The organism is Streptomyces longispororuber (assembly GCF_024448165.1).
GTDB classification, from domain to species: domain Bacteria; phylum Actinomycetota; class Actinomycetes; order Streptomycetales; family Streptomycetaceae; genus Streptomyces; species Streptomyces longispororuber_A.
This window is the reverse complement of the sequence record NZ_JAMOLN010000228.1, coordinates 1-15870: the sequence shown is the minus strand read 5'-3', so window position 1 is coordinate 15870 and position 15870 is coordinate 1. Positions and strand designations below refer to the sequence as shown.

The 15870-nt window shown below is 73.3% G+C and carries 9 protein-coding genes and 1 pseudogene; 3 read left to right on the top strand and 7 right to left on the bottom strand.

What is annotated here, in order from left to right; translation table 11 throughout:
• Window positions 1-1527 (top strand): annotated as a pseudogene (locus M4J07_RS40320) (hypothetical protein); the annotation flags it as partial.
• A 19-nt stretch (window positions 1528-1546) separates the two neighbouring features.
• Here M4J07_RS40320 and M4J07_RS40315 read toward each other — a convergent pair.
• Window positions 1547-7750 carry a glycosyltransferase gene (locus M4J07_RS40315; RefSeq protein ID WP_255980799.1) on the bottom strand — a complete coding sequence of 2068 codons (6204 nt, stop codon included), beginning with the start codon at window positions 7748-7750 and terminating at the stop codon, window positions 1547-1549.
• A gap of 403 nt (window positions 7751-8153) precedes the next feature.
• Between M4J07_RS40315 and M4J07_RS40310 the strand changes: the two genes are divergently transcribed.
• Together M4J07_RS40310 and M4J07_RS40305 are read left to right on the top strand one after the other, a co-directional pair.
• Window positions 8154-9113, top strand: a complete 960-nt coding sequence (locus M4J07_RS40310) for a hypothetical protein (protein ID WP_255980797.1) — start codon at window positions 8154-8156, stop codon at window positions 9111-9113.
• 120 nt (window positions 9114-9233) lie between these two features.
• Window positions 9234-10184 carry an alpha/beta fold hydrolase gene (locus M4J07_RS40305; protein WP_255980795.1) on the top strand — a complete coding sequence of 317 codons (951 nt, stop codon included), beginning with the start codon at window positions 9234-9236 and terminating at the stop codon, window positions 10182-10184.
• A 30-nt stretch (window positions 10185-10214) separates the two neighbouring features.
• Here M4J07_RS40305 and M4J07_RS40300 read toward each other — a convergent pair whose 3' ends face one another.
• The 6 genes from M4J07_RS40300 to M4J07_RS40275 all read right to left on the bottom strand — a co-directional run bounded on the left by M4J07_RS40300 (window position 10215) and on the right by M4J07_RS40275 (window position 15869).
• Window positions 10215-10859 (bottom strand): hypothetical protein, encoded by a 645-nt coding sequence (locus M4J07_RS40300; RefSeq protein ID WP_255980793.1) that lies wholly within the window; start codon window positions 10857-10859, stop codon window positions 10215-10217.
• Window positions 10860-10977: 118 nt separating this feature from the next.
• Entirely contained in the window at window positions 10978-11922 is a 945-nt protein-coding gene (locus M4J07_RS40295; RefSeq protein WP_255980791.1) for an alpha/beta hydrolase, read from the bottom strand.
• 162 nt (window positions 11923-12084) lie between these two features.
• On the bottom strand, window positions 12085-12720 hold the full coding sequence (locus tag M4J07_RS40290) for an HAD-IA family hydrolase (protein WP_255980789.1): 636 nt from the start codon (window positions 12718-12720) through the stop codon (window positions 12085-12087).
• 89 nt (window positions 12721-12809) lie between these two features.
• Complete coding sequence (locus M4J07_RS40285; RefSeq protein ID WP_255980787.1) at window positions 12810-13796, bottom strand: RNA polymerase sigma factor; 987 nt, start codon at window positions 13794-13796, stop codon at window positions 12810-12812.
• Between the two features lie 59 nt (window positions 13797-13855).
• Window positions 13856-14746 (bottom strand): Bax inhibitor-1/YccA family protein, encoded by an 891-nt coding sequence (locus M4J07_RS40280; RefSeq protein WP_255980785.1) that lies wholly within the window; start codon window positions 14744-14746, stop codon window positions 13856-13858.
• Between the two features lie 262 nt (window positions 14747-15008).
• Window positions 15009-15869: an alpha/beta fold hydrolase gene (locus M4J07_RS40275; RefSeq protein ID WP_255980783.1), complete on the bottom strand. Its 861-nt coding sequence runs from the start codon at window positions 15867-15869 to the stop codon at window positions 15009-15011.
• Window position 15870: the final 1 nt, after the last annotated feature.

Here is a 15870-nt window from a genome sequence, read left to right as displayed (position 1 = left end):
GCGGGTTCATCGCCGAGCAGAGGGGTGCCTCCGCGTACGGATGTGGGCTATCGGCGCCCGGCGACCCTGGACGACATCGGTGCGCACGCGTCCGGTGATGCTGGGGGCGGCTCCAGGCCGGGCGGCTCCGGCTCCGGCTCCGGGAACGGCACGACGGTGAACCAGGGGTCCGGCACGGTCACGCAGGTGATCCACGAGGAACCGCGGCCCTCGCCGCACGAGAGCCCGCAGAGCGGAGCGGCCCCGGCCGCCGTGACCGCGTCCCGCGGCGAGAGCGACACCAACTCCGGCTCCGCGCCCGGCCGTTCCTCGGGGGCGACGACGACCGTACCCGAGCCCGGCGGCGGAAACGGGCTCGGGCCCGGTGGAGAGATCGGGCCCGAGCCCGGTGGAGGAACTGGTCACCGGCCCGACGCAAGCCTGACCCCATCAGCAGCCGCGCCCCCGAAGGCCGACGCGGCACCGTCCACCACCAGGCCCGCCACCACCCCACAGGCGGACCGGCTCGACATCGACGCGGCCCGGGCCACCATCGGTGACACGGCCCTGCCCCCGGACACCCTCGCCCGGGCGACGACGCAGGCCGCGGCGATCCTGAGCGTGCGGTGGCACCAGGTACAGCCGAAGGCGGACCCGGCGGGCGCGGCGCCGCTCGTCCCCCGCCCGCAGAACGGTCCCATCGGCACCGGCTACACCCGCGCCCTGGACCTGGTGACCGCTCAGGTCGTCCGACACGGTCCGCTCACCGGGCAGGCCACCGCGGCGTCGGCTCTTCCTGGTGTCGCCGGAAGGGGCGAGGGGCCCCTGCTCCTGTTCGCCGAGCCGGGCCCCGCGGGCGACGCACTGCATCTGGGGGCGCATCACGTACCGCTCGCCGACCTGCCGAACTGGCTCCCCGCACACACCGGGTGGAGCCCGGGCGACCTCGTGGTCCTGCCGGCCCCCGGCGCCGCCGCGCCCGGCCCCCACGGAGGCCCGTCGCTCGCGCAGCGCATCGCCGATCACACCGGTGCGCCGGTCCTCGCCCCGGACGGCGCCCTGCACGTGAACGGTGACGGCAGGCTCGTGACGGACGGCCCCCGGGGCTGGGTCGAGAGCCTGCCGCACCAGACCCCGGTCGTCCGGTCACCCGAGCTGGGCCAGAGCCTGTTCGCCCATGCCGCCCGGCCCGCGGAGGTTCACGGGAGTACGCAGGTCGCCGCCCCCGCCGGGGCGGAGAGCGGGGCGTCCGCGCCTCACCAGGTCGTACTGGCGGACCTGCTCCCCGAAGGCGCCCTGGACATCGACCTCACCCCGGAGCTGGCCGGGGCTCTGGCGGAGACGGCGGTGCAGGCGGTCAGAACCCAACTCGGTGCCCCCACAGGGCCCCTCGGGCACGAGATCCGCTTCACCGCCCCGACGGACGGGGCGCAGTTGGCCAAGGTGCTGGAGGTGACGCAGCACGTGGCCGGGACGCTCGGTCAGAGCGTCCCGGTCGTGCGGGACACGGACGGCCGCCTGCTGGTGAAGATCTGCCCGCCCGGCTAGGGGCAGATCTCCCGTCCGGCTAGGGGCAGACCTCGATGACGGGCCCCGTCCTGCCGCCCAACACCAGTTTGATCCGGTGGGACAGGTCGTCCGCCAGTGCCTGGGCCACCTGCCCCCACACGACGTGGCCTCCGGGGGGTGTGGTGATGAGGAGGTCGGCGTTGGCCAGCCCCACCCCGGGGGTGTCGCGGATGTGCTCCCGGATGCTGACGGCGGCCTGGCGGACGGCATCCCGTACGTCGGTGGAGAGCCGCGACCCGTCCGTCAGGTCGAGGTCCGCGATCCGCGCCATGTCCTCCGGGTCGAGGCCGGTCAGCTTCTCCATGGCGAACCACTGGGGGTGACGCACCACGTCCACGCTCAGACGCGTTCCCGGGGCGGGGACCGGCGGCCGCCACGGCTCCTGTCCGCGCGCTCCGTGGGACGGCGCCGCCGTCTGCGGCGGCGACACCCGGGTGTCCCGGGTAGCGCCGGTGTCCCCGGTGTTCCCGGTGTCCCGGCCGGGCTCCCACGAGTCGAGGACCCGCTGGACCCGCTCGAACTCGGCGCTGCCCGGCTCCAGTTGGTCCATCCGGCCGTGCAGCGCCTGCCGCAGGGCGTTCCCGGTGTCCTGGCTCTGTACGTCCACGCGCATGACGAGCGGCGACGTCCCAGCCGTGCCCGACGGAACGCTGGAGCCCGCGGTACCCGACGGCCCGGCGGAGCCCGACGTGTCCGACGGTCCGGCGGAGCCCGCCGTGACCGCCGCGCGCAGGTGGCCGAGCGCCGCCGGCCCGCTCATCTCGGCCGAACCCGCCCCCCACCGGTACCTGGCCCAGTCGGCGAGCGCGCCGATCGCTACGGCGTCGGGGGCCGACCGCTGCGGGAACAAGGCGGTCTGGTCCCGCAGGAGACCCGGTCCGTGTTCCGCGAAAAGGCTGCCGATCCGGCCGCGGGCGTCCAGCGCGCCCTGCTCGATCGCGTACCCCACGCTGTCGCGGAACTCGCTGTCGGGCATTCCGGTGGAGAGTCCGGGGCGATGGCTGTAGAGGAAGTCCGCGAGCCGTTCGAAACCGTCGGCCCAGCGATGTTCCACCGCCTCGGCGTGGGCCACCGCGTCGAACCCCGGCCGCAGCAGAGTGGTGTCGTTGTCGATCGTCACGATCCGCCGGCTCCGGTCGTCGTAGAGGACGTTGCCCCAGTTGACGAAGTGTCCGGTCAGGCCGATGCCGAGCCGGTCCGTGGTGCCGACGAGGGCGTCGGTCACCAGCATCAGCGAGCCCAACCGGCGCAGCGCGTCCGGGTTGTCGAGCAGTTCGCGGCGCTGCTGGACGCCGAGCATGTCGATGGGGACGCCCTCGGAGAACTCGGACACGGTGACGTGGCGGTAGCGGTCCGCGAGGCCGTCGGCGTGCTCGCCCCAGTCGGGTACGTGCTGCGCGATCGTCGTCACGAGTCTGCGCGCGGCGTCGGAGTTCCGGGAGTACACCTGGGACTCGGGGACGTGCACCCCGGTCACCGTACGGATGAAGCCGTCCGCGTACCGGCTGGGCGCGGCGTCCTCGTGGAACTTCACGACGGCGCGGCCGGCCGGTCCGGCGTCCACGACGTACACGCCGCCGTTCTGCCCCGCGCGCCACGTCACCTCGACCTGGGCGGGCCAGTCGCGGACGTCCCTGGACAGGAGCGGGGTGGCGTGCGCCTCGGGTTGCGTGGCCGTGGTGGCGGCGGGCGCGTGCGAGGCCGTCTTCTTCCGGGTGAAGAGGTCGCGGATGCCGCCGCCCGCCGCGCCTCCCGTCGCATGGGTCCGGAACGTCTCCCGGAGTTGTTCGGACAGGAGCCGGGCCGGGCGCTGGTGGTCCGGCAGGCCGTCGCCCGGGTCGGTGTGCAGGCGTTCGGCGATCAGCGTCGCCATGTCGTCGTGCAGGGCCAGGTAGTGCGCTTCGGGTGATCCGGGGGTGACGTCGGCGCGGATGATGGGTGGTTCGCGGTGGCGGTTGGCCATGATCCGGCCGGCCTCCCGGAAGAGGTCGTGCCGCCGGGCCTCGTCGAGGCCGTCCAGGGTCGCCGTGGCCCGCGCGACACCGTCCAGCAGCGCGTGCCCGGCCCAGGGGTGCCCGACGGCGGCGGGATCGAGGAGCCGTGCCGGGCTGACGCCCTTGCCCGCCTCATGGTCCAGTTGCCCGCCCAGATCCAGCAACTCCCTTGCTGTGGTGGGGAGTTCCAGCGTCCGTACGGGACCTGACGGGCCGTCCTGCCGGGACAGGGTCACCGAGGTCACCTTGTCGCGTACGCCGGGGATCTCGGTCAGCACCTTGAGGATCGCCGTCCACACGGTGTCCGGGTCCGAGGTGCGGGCGACCACGGAGTCGTAGTGGGCCAGGTTCAGGTTTCCCGGCTGGTCGTGCAGGTCGTACAGGAGGGACGCGGCGACGGACCGGGCCACGTCCGCCGACTCCCCGGGCGTCAGCGCCGGGCGGGAGGCAGCTCCGGAGGGCCCTCCGGAGGTCCCTCCGGAGGAATCCTTCCCCTTCTCCCCCTCCAGCCACGACTTCCCGGAGTTGATCTCGAAGACGTCCCAGGGGACGTCCGGGTGCACGTCCCTCGCCATGTGCTGGGCGTGCCGGAGCGGTGCGAACACGGCGGGACTCGGGCCGGTGCGGTTCAGCACCCGCCTGCGGATGTCGCCGTCGCCCGCACCCAGGACGGTGCCCAGCGACCGCACGTCGTCCGTCACGTCGACGTGGTCGCCGCCGCCCACGTAGAGGGCGCTGGCGTGCACGTTCTGGTACGGGCTCCGCGTGTAGTTGGTCAGGATCACGTCGCTGTAACCGGCGAGGGCCGGGTGGCGGGCGGCCCCGATCAGCGCGGCGTTCGTCGACCGTCCCATGTACCGGCCGATCGCGAACCCGCCGGCCTTCTTGAGCGTGCTGCCGATGGCCGTCACGAGCCCCTCGCGCACTTGGTTGTCGCCGTCGGAGTACACGCCGCCGAAGCGGTACAGCGCCTCGACGCGCAGGATGTCGCTCGCGGCGGCGTATCCGCCGCCGGTGTGCCGGGCGGCTTCGGTCGCGTAGAGGGCCGGCAGGCGCATGGGGGACGCCGCGGAGAACACCTCGTCGACGTTGACCAGCCGGAGGTCGTCGCGGCGGGCCCACTCCAGCATGTCCCGGACGTCGAAGAGGCGCCCCTGGCCGGGGCCGGCGGGGAGGTTGCGGGCCGCGTCGGCCTCGGCGCGGGTCACGTCCGTCCACAGGACGAACGTGACGTCGGGGTTGAGGTTCTTCCCCTCCGCCATGTGGGCGCGGAACTCGCCCATCGCGCCTTCGTCGCGCAGCGGGCCGCCGAGCCAGATCGAGTGGAGCAGCTTCGGTATCGCCAGTCTCTTGAAGCCCGGCCGTGAGTCCGCCGGGACCCAGGTGGCGAGGGAGTGGACCACGCTGTCGGCGTTCCGCGGCAGCCGTGCCAGTTCGCTCGCCGTCGGTGTGCCGTTCCGCGCCAGGTCCACGGCGGCGAAGAAGGGCTCGCGGTGCGCGCTGTCGAGCTGCGAGAAGTCGAAGTCCCGGAGGAATTCGGGTGGTTGCGGGGTTTCGCGTACGCCGAAGACGTCGGGGCCCAGCCGTCCGGCGGCGGTCGCCGCGTCGCGGTGCGGGCCCGCGGGGCGCGCGAGGTCGAGGCCGGCCCGGAGCGTTTCGGTCAGGCCGGGGACGGTGAGGCCGCCTGCCTCCTGGCGCTGGGCCGGAGTGTGGTGTTCGTGCAGGAAGAGGAGGTCGTCGCGGCGCAGATCCGGCATGACGTCCTGGGCGGCGCGGACGGCGTCGTCGAAGCGCCGCCCCACCCCGTCCTCCGTGAACGCCCGGGAGACGTCCTCCAGTCGCGAGACGATCAGGGTGTCCCGTCCGTCGCGGGCCGCGAGGTCGGCGGCGTCGGCCGGTGCGTGCTCGGGCCTCTTGCCGCGGCTGCCGCCCGCGTCGACGTCTGCGCGGGCCGCGGCGACGACGGTGGTCACCCGCGTGGCCCGCATCTGGTGCTCGCCGCCCGCCGCCTGTCCCGCGGCGGGGCGGTGGCCGTCGATCGGGGCGATCAGGCGGGCGGCGTCGTCGTGGAGCCGACGTGCGTGGTCGAGGGTCCAGTTGTGGGTGCGGGCCCATCCGGCGAGATGCGGGTCCGCGGCGGCTCCGGCCGTGGCGGGTCCGGCGTGCTCGGCCGGCTGCCCCGCGGGCCGGCTCGGGGTCGTCGGCGTGGACGGAGGCGTGGATGGTGGCGTGGACGGTTCCCCCGCCGTCCGCGGCGGTGCCGCGTGCCGCGCCGGCGAGCCCGCCGCCGGTCCGGACACCGGAGGTACGTCGCCGTGGTGGTGGCCGGACGGCCCCGCCCCCGGGTCCGTCAACGGCCTTACGAGTGTGGGCAGTTCATCGGCGAAGAAGGTGCGCACCGCCGGGTTGAGCCGGGCCCGGGCGGCGTCACTCGCCCCGTAGTACGCCGCGTAGGTCTCGGCGAACCACTCCTTGGGGCTGGAGAACTGGTAGTTGGACAGGGCGTGGTTCTCGCGCTCGGCGTGCAGGTAGCTGACCCAGTCGCCGTAGTGGTCGACGTGGTAGGCGCGCGGGCCGACGCGGAGCACGTCCCCGCCGCCGTCGTTGAACGTCCAGGGCTGGGCGACGGCCATCCGTGCGAAGCGGCCGATCTCATCGAGCCCGCGCTTCAACTCCTCAGGCAGGCCCGGGAATTCGTCCCGCAGATGGGTCAACCGGCCCGGATCACTGCGGGCCGCCTCCGGGTCGAGCGCGTCCACCACGACTTCCAGCAGGGTCCGTCGGCCGTCCGTGCTCTGCGTGCCGTAGTGCGTGTCGCCGATCCCGGCCTTGCCGAGGACGGCGAGGGCCACGGGAACGGTGTTCCTCCCGTGGTGCCGCCAGCCGCCGAAGCGGGGCTCGTCGCTCCGCTCGGCCTGCCAGTTGACCTGTTCGTCGACGGAGTGGCCGATCTCGTGCGTCAGCGACCATTTCATGAAGTTGTTCTGTGCGAGCGCGTCCGAGACGCCGCCCATCACGTGCCGCGCGTCGGTGAGCCGGCCGAGCGAGAGGTCGTCCAGGAGGCCGTCGCCCTGGTAGTCCGCACGCGCCGCCTGGTCCATCACCCACCGCTGCCAGCCGCTCTTCCTATTGAGCTCGGTGACGATCCAGGAGGGCAGGTGGAGCGGCAGCGCGATGTGCACGGACCGGGTGGTGTCGTCGTACTCGCTGGCCGCGCCGCTGTGTTCGGGGCCGGGGAACTCGATGGCCAGCAGGTGCGGGTTGTCCCGGACGTGCTCGGGCGGCAGCTTGGCCAGCACCTGGTCGATCCGGGCGAGCGTCGAGTGGCTGAAGTGCTGTGGCGCCACGTCTCCGGGCTCAGGGCCGATACGTATCCCGTACTTGGCGCTGAGCTCCGTCTCGCGCTGCGGGGCGCCCTCGTTGCGCAGCCACCCGGCCACGCCCCGGCCGTCGGTGCCCCGCCGGAGGATGGTGCGCATCGCGCCGCGACCGTTGCGGTCCGGTGCCGGGGGTTCCGGGGCGGCGGGCGCGGTGCCGACAGTGCCCGGGGCGGAGGCGGCACCCGTGCCCGGGGTACTGGTGGAAGCGGCACCGGCGCGGGGGGCTCCGCCGATGCCCGTCGGACCGGGCGCCGCGATGTCGAGGGCGGACCGGGCCGCCGTGGCGAGCCGGTCCGCCTTGTCCTTCGTCGCCGAGTACAGCGTCCAGGCCACGGCGTCCCGCACGGTCTCCAGGACCGCCGGGTCGGCACGGCCGGAGCCTCCGGGCAGCGGCGGCAGCTCGACATTGCGCTGCCACAGCAGGGTGTGAGCCTCGGCCAGGAACTTCCCGGCCAGATCGGCCCGCACCTTGCCGAAGAGGCGGGCGGCCTGGTCGAGATGGCCGGGCAGAGATTCCGGGGACAGGTCCCCGAACGGGACCGCGGGGCGCTCCGCGGGTTCGGCGGCGGTCAGGCGGGCGCCGCCGTCGGGGAGCTGGACGGCCGGGCGGTCGGCGTCGTGGCGGAGGGCGTCCGGCCCGCCCGTTCCGACGGCCGTCCCGTCGAGGGCGCTCGCCAGCACCTGGGGATAGACCTCGCGCAGCATCCGGGCCGCCCGCTCCACCACGGCCCGCACGTCCGAGGCATGGGCCTCGCTGCCCATGAGGCGCTTCAGGTCCTCGGCCAGGGGGAAGCACTCCGGCCCGGCACCGTTTCCGGCGACGCTCATGTCCGACCTCCGCTCTCACAGGTGTCCACCAATCCTACGTGTTCACATGTACCTGCGACCGCTTTCCGCTGGGCGTGGACGGCCTGACGCGATGTGCCGTAATGTGAGACACGTGTTTGCCGATGACTCCATCGCGCGGCCAGGTCACCCCCTTGGGAGGTTTCCTGCTGTGCGAGTGTGTCATCGCCACACCTGTGTGGTCACGGCGGTGGCCGCCTGACCGGGCACTCGCCCGGCTCCCCAAGTCGCCCGCCGGGGTGCGCGTTCCCCCGTACCACCCCGGCGGGTCCACCGCCGTACGCATCTGCGCAAGCCCGGCCGCACTGTCGGCGAGAACCCCCACCGGAAAAGGCCGATGCACGAGGACCGACAAGGGAACCTTCCAGCGCCGACGGGGCGGCCCGTGGCCATCGGCCGGGACGATCCGCTGGGAGCGCCGCCACCGGACGGCCCCGGCTCCGACCGGGCCCGGGTCTTCGCGGCCCACGAACTCCACGGACACGCAGCCCCCGGGGAGGCCTGGACGTCGTTCACCGCCCGATGGAACTGGGCCGCGACGCTCCCCCACGCCGTGCCGACGCCCCATGCGGGAAGCGCTCCGGCCGTCCGACGGGTGCCGGGCGGATTCTCGCTCTCCGGCAGCTGGCAGGCACCCCGGACGACCGGCCGCGGGCGGTGGCTGGTCCTCCCCCTGTCCTCGCCACGACGGCCGCCCGACGCCAGGATCGGGGCGGGCCACCGCCTCCCCGACCTGTACGTCGTCCCGTCCGCGGCCCTGCCCGCACCGGCCGGCACCGCACTCCGCGACCGCGCCGCCACCCCGCTCGCGCCGGACGCGCCCGTCCGGCTGGACGGCTTCTACGTACCGGCCGGACGCGCCACGTACTCCGGCGGCCGAGCACTCCACCGCGACCACGCCCCCTTCGTCTGGACGGCGGTCGCGGGCATCGCCCTGGGCGCGGCCCGGCGACTGACGCGCGAGCTGTCGGCGCCGGCCGCGCACCCGTCGTACTCGTCCTGCACGACGGTCGCGGCTCCGCAGCCGAACGCCATGGCCGCCGGCCTGGGAACGCTCCTGCGCCACGAGCGCCTGGGGTTCACCGCGGATCTGTACAACGGCCCCGGCCTCGGGCGGCTCATCCCGCTCGCCGCCCGCGGTCCCCTGCCGGACCGGATCGCACGGGCCGCCGCGCTGGCGCACCACGTCGTGACGGCGGCGTACGAGCACACGGCCCTGCTCCCGGCCGACGACGGGGAACTCCGTCACCTGGAGGCTCTCCTCCAGGACTGTGCCGCACCGCTCCAGCATCTGCGGTCCACGGTCGACCTCCTGTCACCGGGCGGACAGCACACGGGCCCGTGACGGACCGCCGCCCGGCAGGCGTGGCGCGGATCACAGCGGCAGAACCGAACTTCGGCGTGCTCGCAGCATCGTGTCGGTGTCATCACCGTCCCCCGCCTCTGCTGCGAACGGAGCCACACCATGAGCACCACCGCGAACACCGCCGCGAACACCACCCGCCCGTCCGGGAGTTCGGACGCCACGACGGCACCGCTCTCCCCCGGCACGCACGCCCTCACCGTGGGCGGCATCACCCAGCGCTACCACGTCCACGGCACCGGCCCGGTGTGCCTGGTCCACCCGGGCGGGCCCGGCATCCTCTGGGACTACCTGCGCATGCCACTGCTCGAACAGCACCTGACCATGGTCTACGTGGAACCGATCGGGACCGGCGCCGAGAGCCGGCTGCCCTCGCACCCGCACGGCTACACCCGCGAGCGGTACAGCCGCTTCCTGGAGCACCTGATCAACCGGCTGGGCGCGCCCAAGGTGTACCTGTTGGGCCACTCGCACGGCGCTTTCGTCGCCGCCCACCACGCCGTCCACCGGGCCGGACGACTCGCCGGTGTCGTGCTGTACGCGGGCGCGCCCGTCACCGGTCCCGAGCACGGCGCGGAGACCGGCCGCATGGTGGAGAAGTTCGCCGCCGACCACGCCGGTCACCCGGGCCTGCCCGGCGTACTGGCCGCCTTCGACGCCATGTCCCGTATCTCCAGCGACGAGGAGACCACCGCGGTGGCGCGCGGCGTCCTGCCCGCGTACATCGCCGACTACTGGGACGACGAGGAACTCTGGGCGCCCTTCCGTGAAGCCGTGCGCGCGGTGTTCGTCTCCGGTCTGGACGAGCACCTCCGCCCCGACATCGTCGACGACCGCGTGGCGCTCAAGGGGCTGGACGTCCCGGCGCTGGTGGTCGGCGGGCGGCACGACGTGATCTGCGGGGTGCGCTGGAGCGAGGAACTGCACGAACTCATCCCGGACTCAAGGCTGTTGGTCCTGGAGCGCAGTGGGCACTTCGGACACCTCGAGGAACCGGAGCTGTTCGACCGGGCCGTGTCCCGCTTCGTCTCCGAGACGGGGGCCGGGGCGTAGCGGTGGGCGCGCAGGTGGCGGCCGGGAACGTCAGAGATACATGGCGCGGTGGCTGCGATAGGCGAAGGTGTCGCCCGCGCTGAGGATCGTCACGATCGCCTCGCAGTACGCGCGGTACGCCGTCTCCTGCTCGGCCCGCAGCGTGACGGTCGCGGCGCCGGCCCCGCCCCGGGGCGGGAGCAGGGGGCCCAGGAGCAGCGGTGGCGGTGGAAGGGACAGCACCGCCATGATCCGCCGGAAGGAGTCGGTGACCTCCTCGTCGTGGTCCGGCGGTGCGGCGGCGGCCCCGGCGTCCGTGCCGCCCGCCGCCGCATCCCGTGCCGTCCCGTCGCGCCGGCCGAACAGGCCGAGGCAGGCGTCGAGTTGCGCCAGCTCGGCCGCGGTCACCTCGATCGGATACAGGCTGGTCAGCAGGTCGCCGCGCGGCCCGTGCAGCAGGTGTCCGGGTCCTGGGCCCGGGGCCGCTCCGGTGGCCGTGTCCCCGGTCTGCCACCGGGACCACAGCGGCAGTCTGAGCAGGATCTGCACCCAGCTGTCGTAGGCGGCGGCGACGGTCCGCTCGTCGTCGGTCTCCGCCCCCGTGCATTGCAGGAGATAGAGCCGCCGGAGGATCGGCTCCTCCAGGCTCTGGAACTTCGCGAAGAACACGGGGTCGTCGGGGACCAGAACGTACACGGGGCTCCTCCGGAGGTTCACGGTTCACCTGTCCGCACGGAGACACGTGTGCCGCGCCTCTGCCGACGTGTCGCTCTCCCCTGCTCCGCCCCGGGGCACCTCACACCTTACGTCAGGGTCAACGGGCCGTGCCGAGGTGTGTGGCGTAGAAGTCGGCGAGCTTGTCGACGGCGAGGTCGACGTACTCCTTGCGGTCGTAGAGGTCGACGTGGCTTGCGCCCTCGACCCAGTGGAGCTCCTTGGGGCCGGTGGCCCGCTGGTGGACGTCGACGGCCATCCAGGAGGTGACGGCGCGGGAGCCGACCACCTGCAGCAGCGGGCGGGGGCCGATCAGCGGGACGGCGTGGAACGCGTCGAAGAAGGCGAGCTTGTCGACGCTCTCCCAGGCGAGGAACTTGGCCGAGCGCTCGTGCTCGCCGCGCGGCGTGCAGTAGTACTCGAAGCCCTCGACGCCGTGTTGGCCGCCGAGTTCCCCGGCCTGTTCGGCGGTCTCGGGGAACATGGTCATGACTCCGGCGTCCTCGCCGCGGGCCGCGGCGGTGCGGGCCTGGGCGGCGGCGTCCAGCAGGCTGCGGAAGACGGCCGGGTCCTGGGTGCCGTCGGCGCCGAGACGGAACTGCCGGGCGACGTCCACCCCGCTGACGGTGGCGACGGCCTTGACCCGCCGGTCCGCGCCGGCGGCGGACAGCGAGTAGCCGCCGGAGGCGCAGATGCCGAGGAGGGCGATGCGGTCGGGGTCCACCACGTCGTCGCGGGTGGCCAGGTAGGAGACGGCGGCCTTGAAGTCCTCCACCCGCTGGGCGGGATCCTCCAGACCGCGCGGCAGCCCGCCGGACTCGCCCTGGTGGGCCGCGTCGAAGGCGAGCGTGACGTAGCCGCGCTCCGCCATCCGGCGCGCGTAGATGCCGGAGGTCTGCTCCTTCACGCTGGTGCCGGGGTGGCCGACCACCAGCGCCGGGCGCGGGCCCGCGGCCGCGGTGTCGGGGAGGTACAGATGCGCGGCGATCCGGATGCCGGCGCTGTCGAAGGTGACGTTGTCGAAGGTGACGCTGGACTGGGACATGAAGGTCTCCTCGAGGAATCCGTGGAATCGGCCCGTTGGCCGGGAACACCTCTACGATCACTCCGGATCCCGGGAGGGAAAAGAGACAGGTTTCTGCCTGGGAAAGAACCTTCCCCCCTCACCCGCACACGTGCCTCAGGGCAGGCCTCCTCTGCCGTCCGGTCAGCCGTCCGTCTCCGTCGTCAAGGAGATGCCGAGCGCGGTCTCCATCTCCGCGATGGTCCGGCGGGGCTCCTTCGCGTGCACGGTGAGCAGGCCCAGCTCCGCGGCGGGCGCCAGGTACTGTTCGCTGTCGTCGACGAACACGCACTGGTCGGCAGGGAGTTCGAGCATGCGGAGGGCGAGCTCGAAGATCTGCGGCTGCGGCTTGCGCAGTCCGTGCTGCTCGGAGATCACGACGGCGTCGTAGCGGCGCTCCAGCTCGTAACCGGCGTAGAGGTTCCAGGGCCCGGTGCCGACCGAGTTCGAGAGGATGCCGACCTTGACCCCGGCCCGCCGGGCGGCGGCGGCCGCGGCGATCACCGAGGGCTCCGGGCGCAGGTCGGCGAAGATGCGGCCCATGAGGTTGTCGGCGGACACCCCGAGCCGCGCCGCGGCCTCGGTGTTCCACCGGGTCTGGGTGATCGCGCCCCGCTCCAGTTCCGCGGTCCGCCGGCTCATCTCCTCATCCAGGTAGAGCGCGTTGATCAGGGCGCCCTCGGGCAGTCCCGCCCGTTTCTCGAAGGCGAGCGCGGCGGGGACGAGCGGCGTGGTCAGCACGCCGCCGAAGTCGAGGACGAGGCCTTTGCGGTTGGTCATGGCGCAACTCTAAGGTGTGTTGCGCGTGGGGCATGCTCCGGCCCAGGTGTGAATGGGTGAGGACACGTGTGCGTACGGGGGGGTGGGGGTCAGACGTGGGGTTCGTCGCTCGCCGGGGCACCATCGGAGCGCGGCCGCGGCGTGTGGCACAGGGTCAGGCTGTCGACCCGGCCCTGGTCGAGGGTCATGATCCAGGCGACACCGGGCGGGCAGTGGTCGGGCGCGTCGGACGGGTTGACGAGGTCCATCTCCCACACGACCAGGGAGCGCCCGGCGATCACGTGGACCGGGCGCTGCCGCACTCCGGCGGCCAGGTCGCCGTCCATACCGGCCAGCAGCAGCGCCCTGCCGCCGAGCACCTCGCCGCCGGCACGCAGGACGACGTCGCGCGCGTAGCGGTCGGCGACCACTCTCGCGAACTCGCCCCGCTCCGCGGCGGCCAGCGTCTCCCGCGCCTCCGCCCAGGAGGCTCCGGTCCGTGCGCGGGTCTCCTCGTGCGCGTCGTCGGCGGTGGCCCGCAGCGTGCGGGCGAGCTGCGCCCGCGCCTCGCTGAGCCGGCTGCGGACGGTTCCGACCGGTATCGCGCAGGCCCGGGCGATCTGCTGGTAGGAGGTGAGGCGCAGGGAGAAGTAGCGCAGGACGAACGGCAGTCGCAGCGCCGGGGACAGCCCTTCGACGGCCTCCCAGATCCAGTCCCGCAGGGCGTGCCGGTCGAGCACCTGCTCCGGTGTCACCGACCCGGGCGCCACGGGCGGCACGGGTACGTCGGCGACCGGCTCGGTCCGCCGCGCCTCGCGCAGGACCGCGCGCCCGGCGTTGCGCACCACCATCCGCAGCCACGGACCCACGGCCGCCGGATCACGTACGTCACCGATGCGGCGCAGCGCCACCAGGGCCGCCTCCTGCATCACGTCGTCCGCATCGGGGCCCGGCCCCAGCACGCTGAGCGCGACGGCCCGCATGCCGGGCCGGTGACGTTCCAACAGCCGTGCGAGGGCGGCCACTTCGCCTCGCTGCGCCGCCCGGGTCAGCGCTTCGTCCTCAGCACGTTCGGCTTCCGTCGGTACGGTGCTCACGACCTGACCTCTCCGCTCCGGCACGCCCACGTACCGTCCCTGTCGGGTCCCGTCGGCCGTCAGTTGTCGCCTCGCAGGATCGACAGCAGCCGCAGCGCTTCGAGGTAGATCCACACCAGGGTGACGGTGAGGCCGAAGGCCGCGAACCACGAGTCCTCCCGCGGGGCGCCGTAAGCGATGCCGTCCTCGACCTGCTTGAAGTCGAGAGCCAGGAAGCACGCGCCGAGCACGATGCCGACGACGCCGAACAGCACGCCGGTGACACCGCTGTCGAAGCCGAGGCCGTCCCCCGCGCCGAACGCGGAGAACAGCAGGTCGACCACCATGAGCAGGAGGAATCCGGTGGCCGCGCCGAGCACGAAACCTTGGAAGCGCCGGGTGACACGTATCCAGCGCCGCTTGTAGGCGATCAGCACACCGGCGAACACGGCCATCGTGCCCAGGACGGCCTGGACGACGACACCCGGCGCGATGTACGTGGACGTGGCACTGGAGACGACCCCGAGGAAGACGCCCTCGAAGGCCGCGTAGCCCAGGATCAGCGCCGGGGCGGGGGCGCGCCGGAACGTCTGGACCATGGACAGCACGAACGCGACGAGGGCGGCGCCGGTGCCGATCCCGAAGGCGCGCCCGACGCCGACGGCGTCGACGGGCAGCAGGAACCACGAGAGCGCGGCCGTCAGCACCACCGTGCCGAGCGTCGCGGCGGTGCGGACCACGACGTCGTCGATCGTCATCGTGGCGCTCCCGCGCCGCGCGTCGGGCACGGGCTGCGCATCGGCCGACTGGGCGTAGGGGTTGGTCAGCGGTACGCCGGACGGATCAGGGGCGCCGGCGGCGGCACCGGCACCGGCGGCGCTCACCGGCTGGAGCCGCTCGGCCGCGGGCCCGGCCGGGCGGCCGCTCCCGCCGAACCCCCGTCGGGTGAAGATCGGATTGCTGCTGCGCATGGTGCTGCCTCCCTGGATGTGCCCCGTACGGCGCGTGCGGCTCACGCAGCCGTGCCGAGGATCGTCGAGTGGGCGGCACCCGTTCGGCGCCCCCATCATCGGATAACCACTCTGACAGGTGACGCAAGCTACGACAAGAGCATCACCTCTCGAATTGGTTACGAAGAGGAGTTGGGTGACGGGCCACGAACCGCAGAAGGGCCGCCGCGGTGAAACACCTCGGCGGCCCTGCCCTCGCTCACCGGTTCACACCCGGCGGGATTCAGCTCAGCTTGTCGGCCTCCAGGACCGCGGAGACGAACGCCTCGGGGCGCTCCTGCGGAAGGTTGTGACCGGCCCCCGGAACCACGTGGTGCACCCACGGTCCGGCGAAGTGCGGCGCGTAGCCGCTTCCATCGGTCCAGGGCGTGACACCGTCGGCCTTGCCGTCCAGCGTGACGCTGGGGACCAGGATCTTCGGCTGGTCGAGGAGCCGCCGCTCCAGTTCCGCGTAGCGCGGGGCACCGGGCGCGGCGCCCAGCCGGTGGCGGTAGCTGTGGATCACGACGTCCACGTAGTCGGGGTTGGTCCACAACTGCGCCGCCTGCGCGAACTCCGCCTCGGTGAAACGCCATTCGGGCGAGTTGCGCTGCCACACGACACGGGCCAGGTCCTCCCTGTTGCGGGTCAGCCCCTGCCGGCCCCGCTCGGTGAGGAAGTAGAAGAAGTACCAGTAGCCGGACTCGACGGAGGGCGTCAGCGGCTCGTCGGCGACCGCCAGGTTCTGGATCAGGTAGCCGTTCACGGACACCAGGCCCGAGCAGCGGTCCGGCCAGAGCGCCGCGGCCACGACGGCGGCCCGGCCACCCCAGTCGTATCCGGCGTAGAGCGCCCTGCGGATGCGCAGCGCGTCCATGAAGGCGATCACATCGGCACCCAGGGCCGCCTGTTCACCGGATCGGAAGGTGTCGTCGCGGAGGAAGGACGTCTCGCCGTGGCCGCGCAGGTAGGGGATGTAGCAGCGGTATCCGCGCGCGGCGAGCGCCGGTGCCACCTCGGCGTAGGAACCAGCCGGGCTGAAGGGCCAGCCGTGCAGGAGGATCACCGGCACGCCGTGCGCCGGTCCGACGTCGTGGTAAGCGATG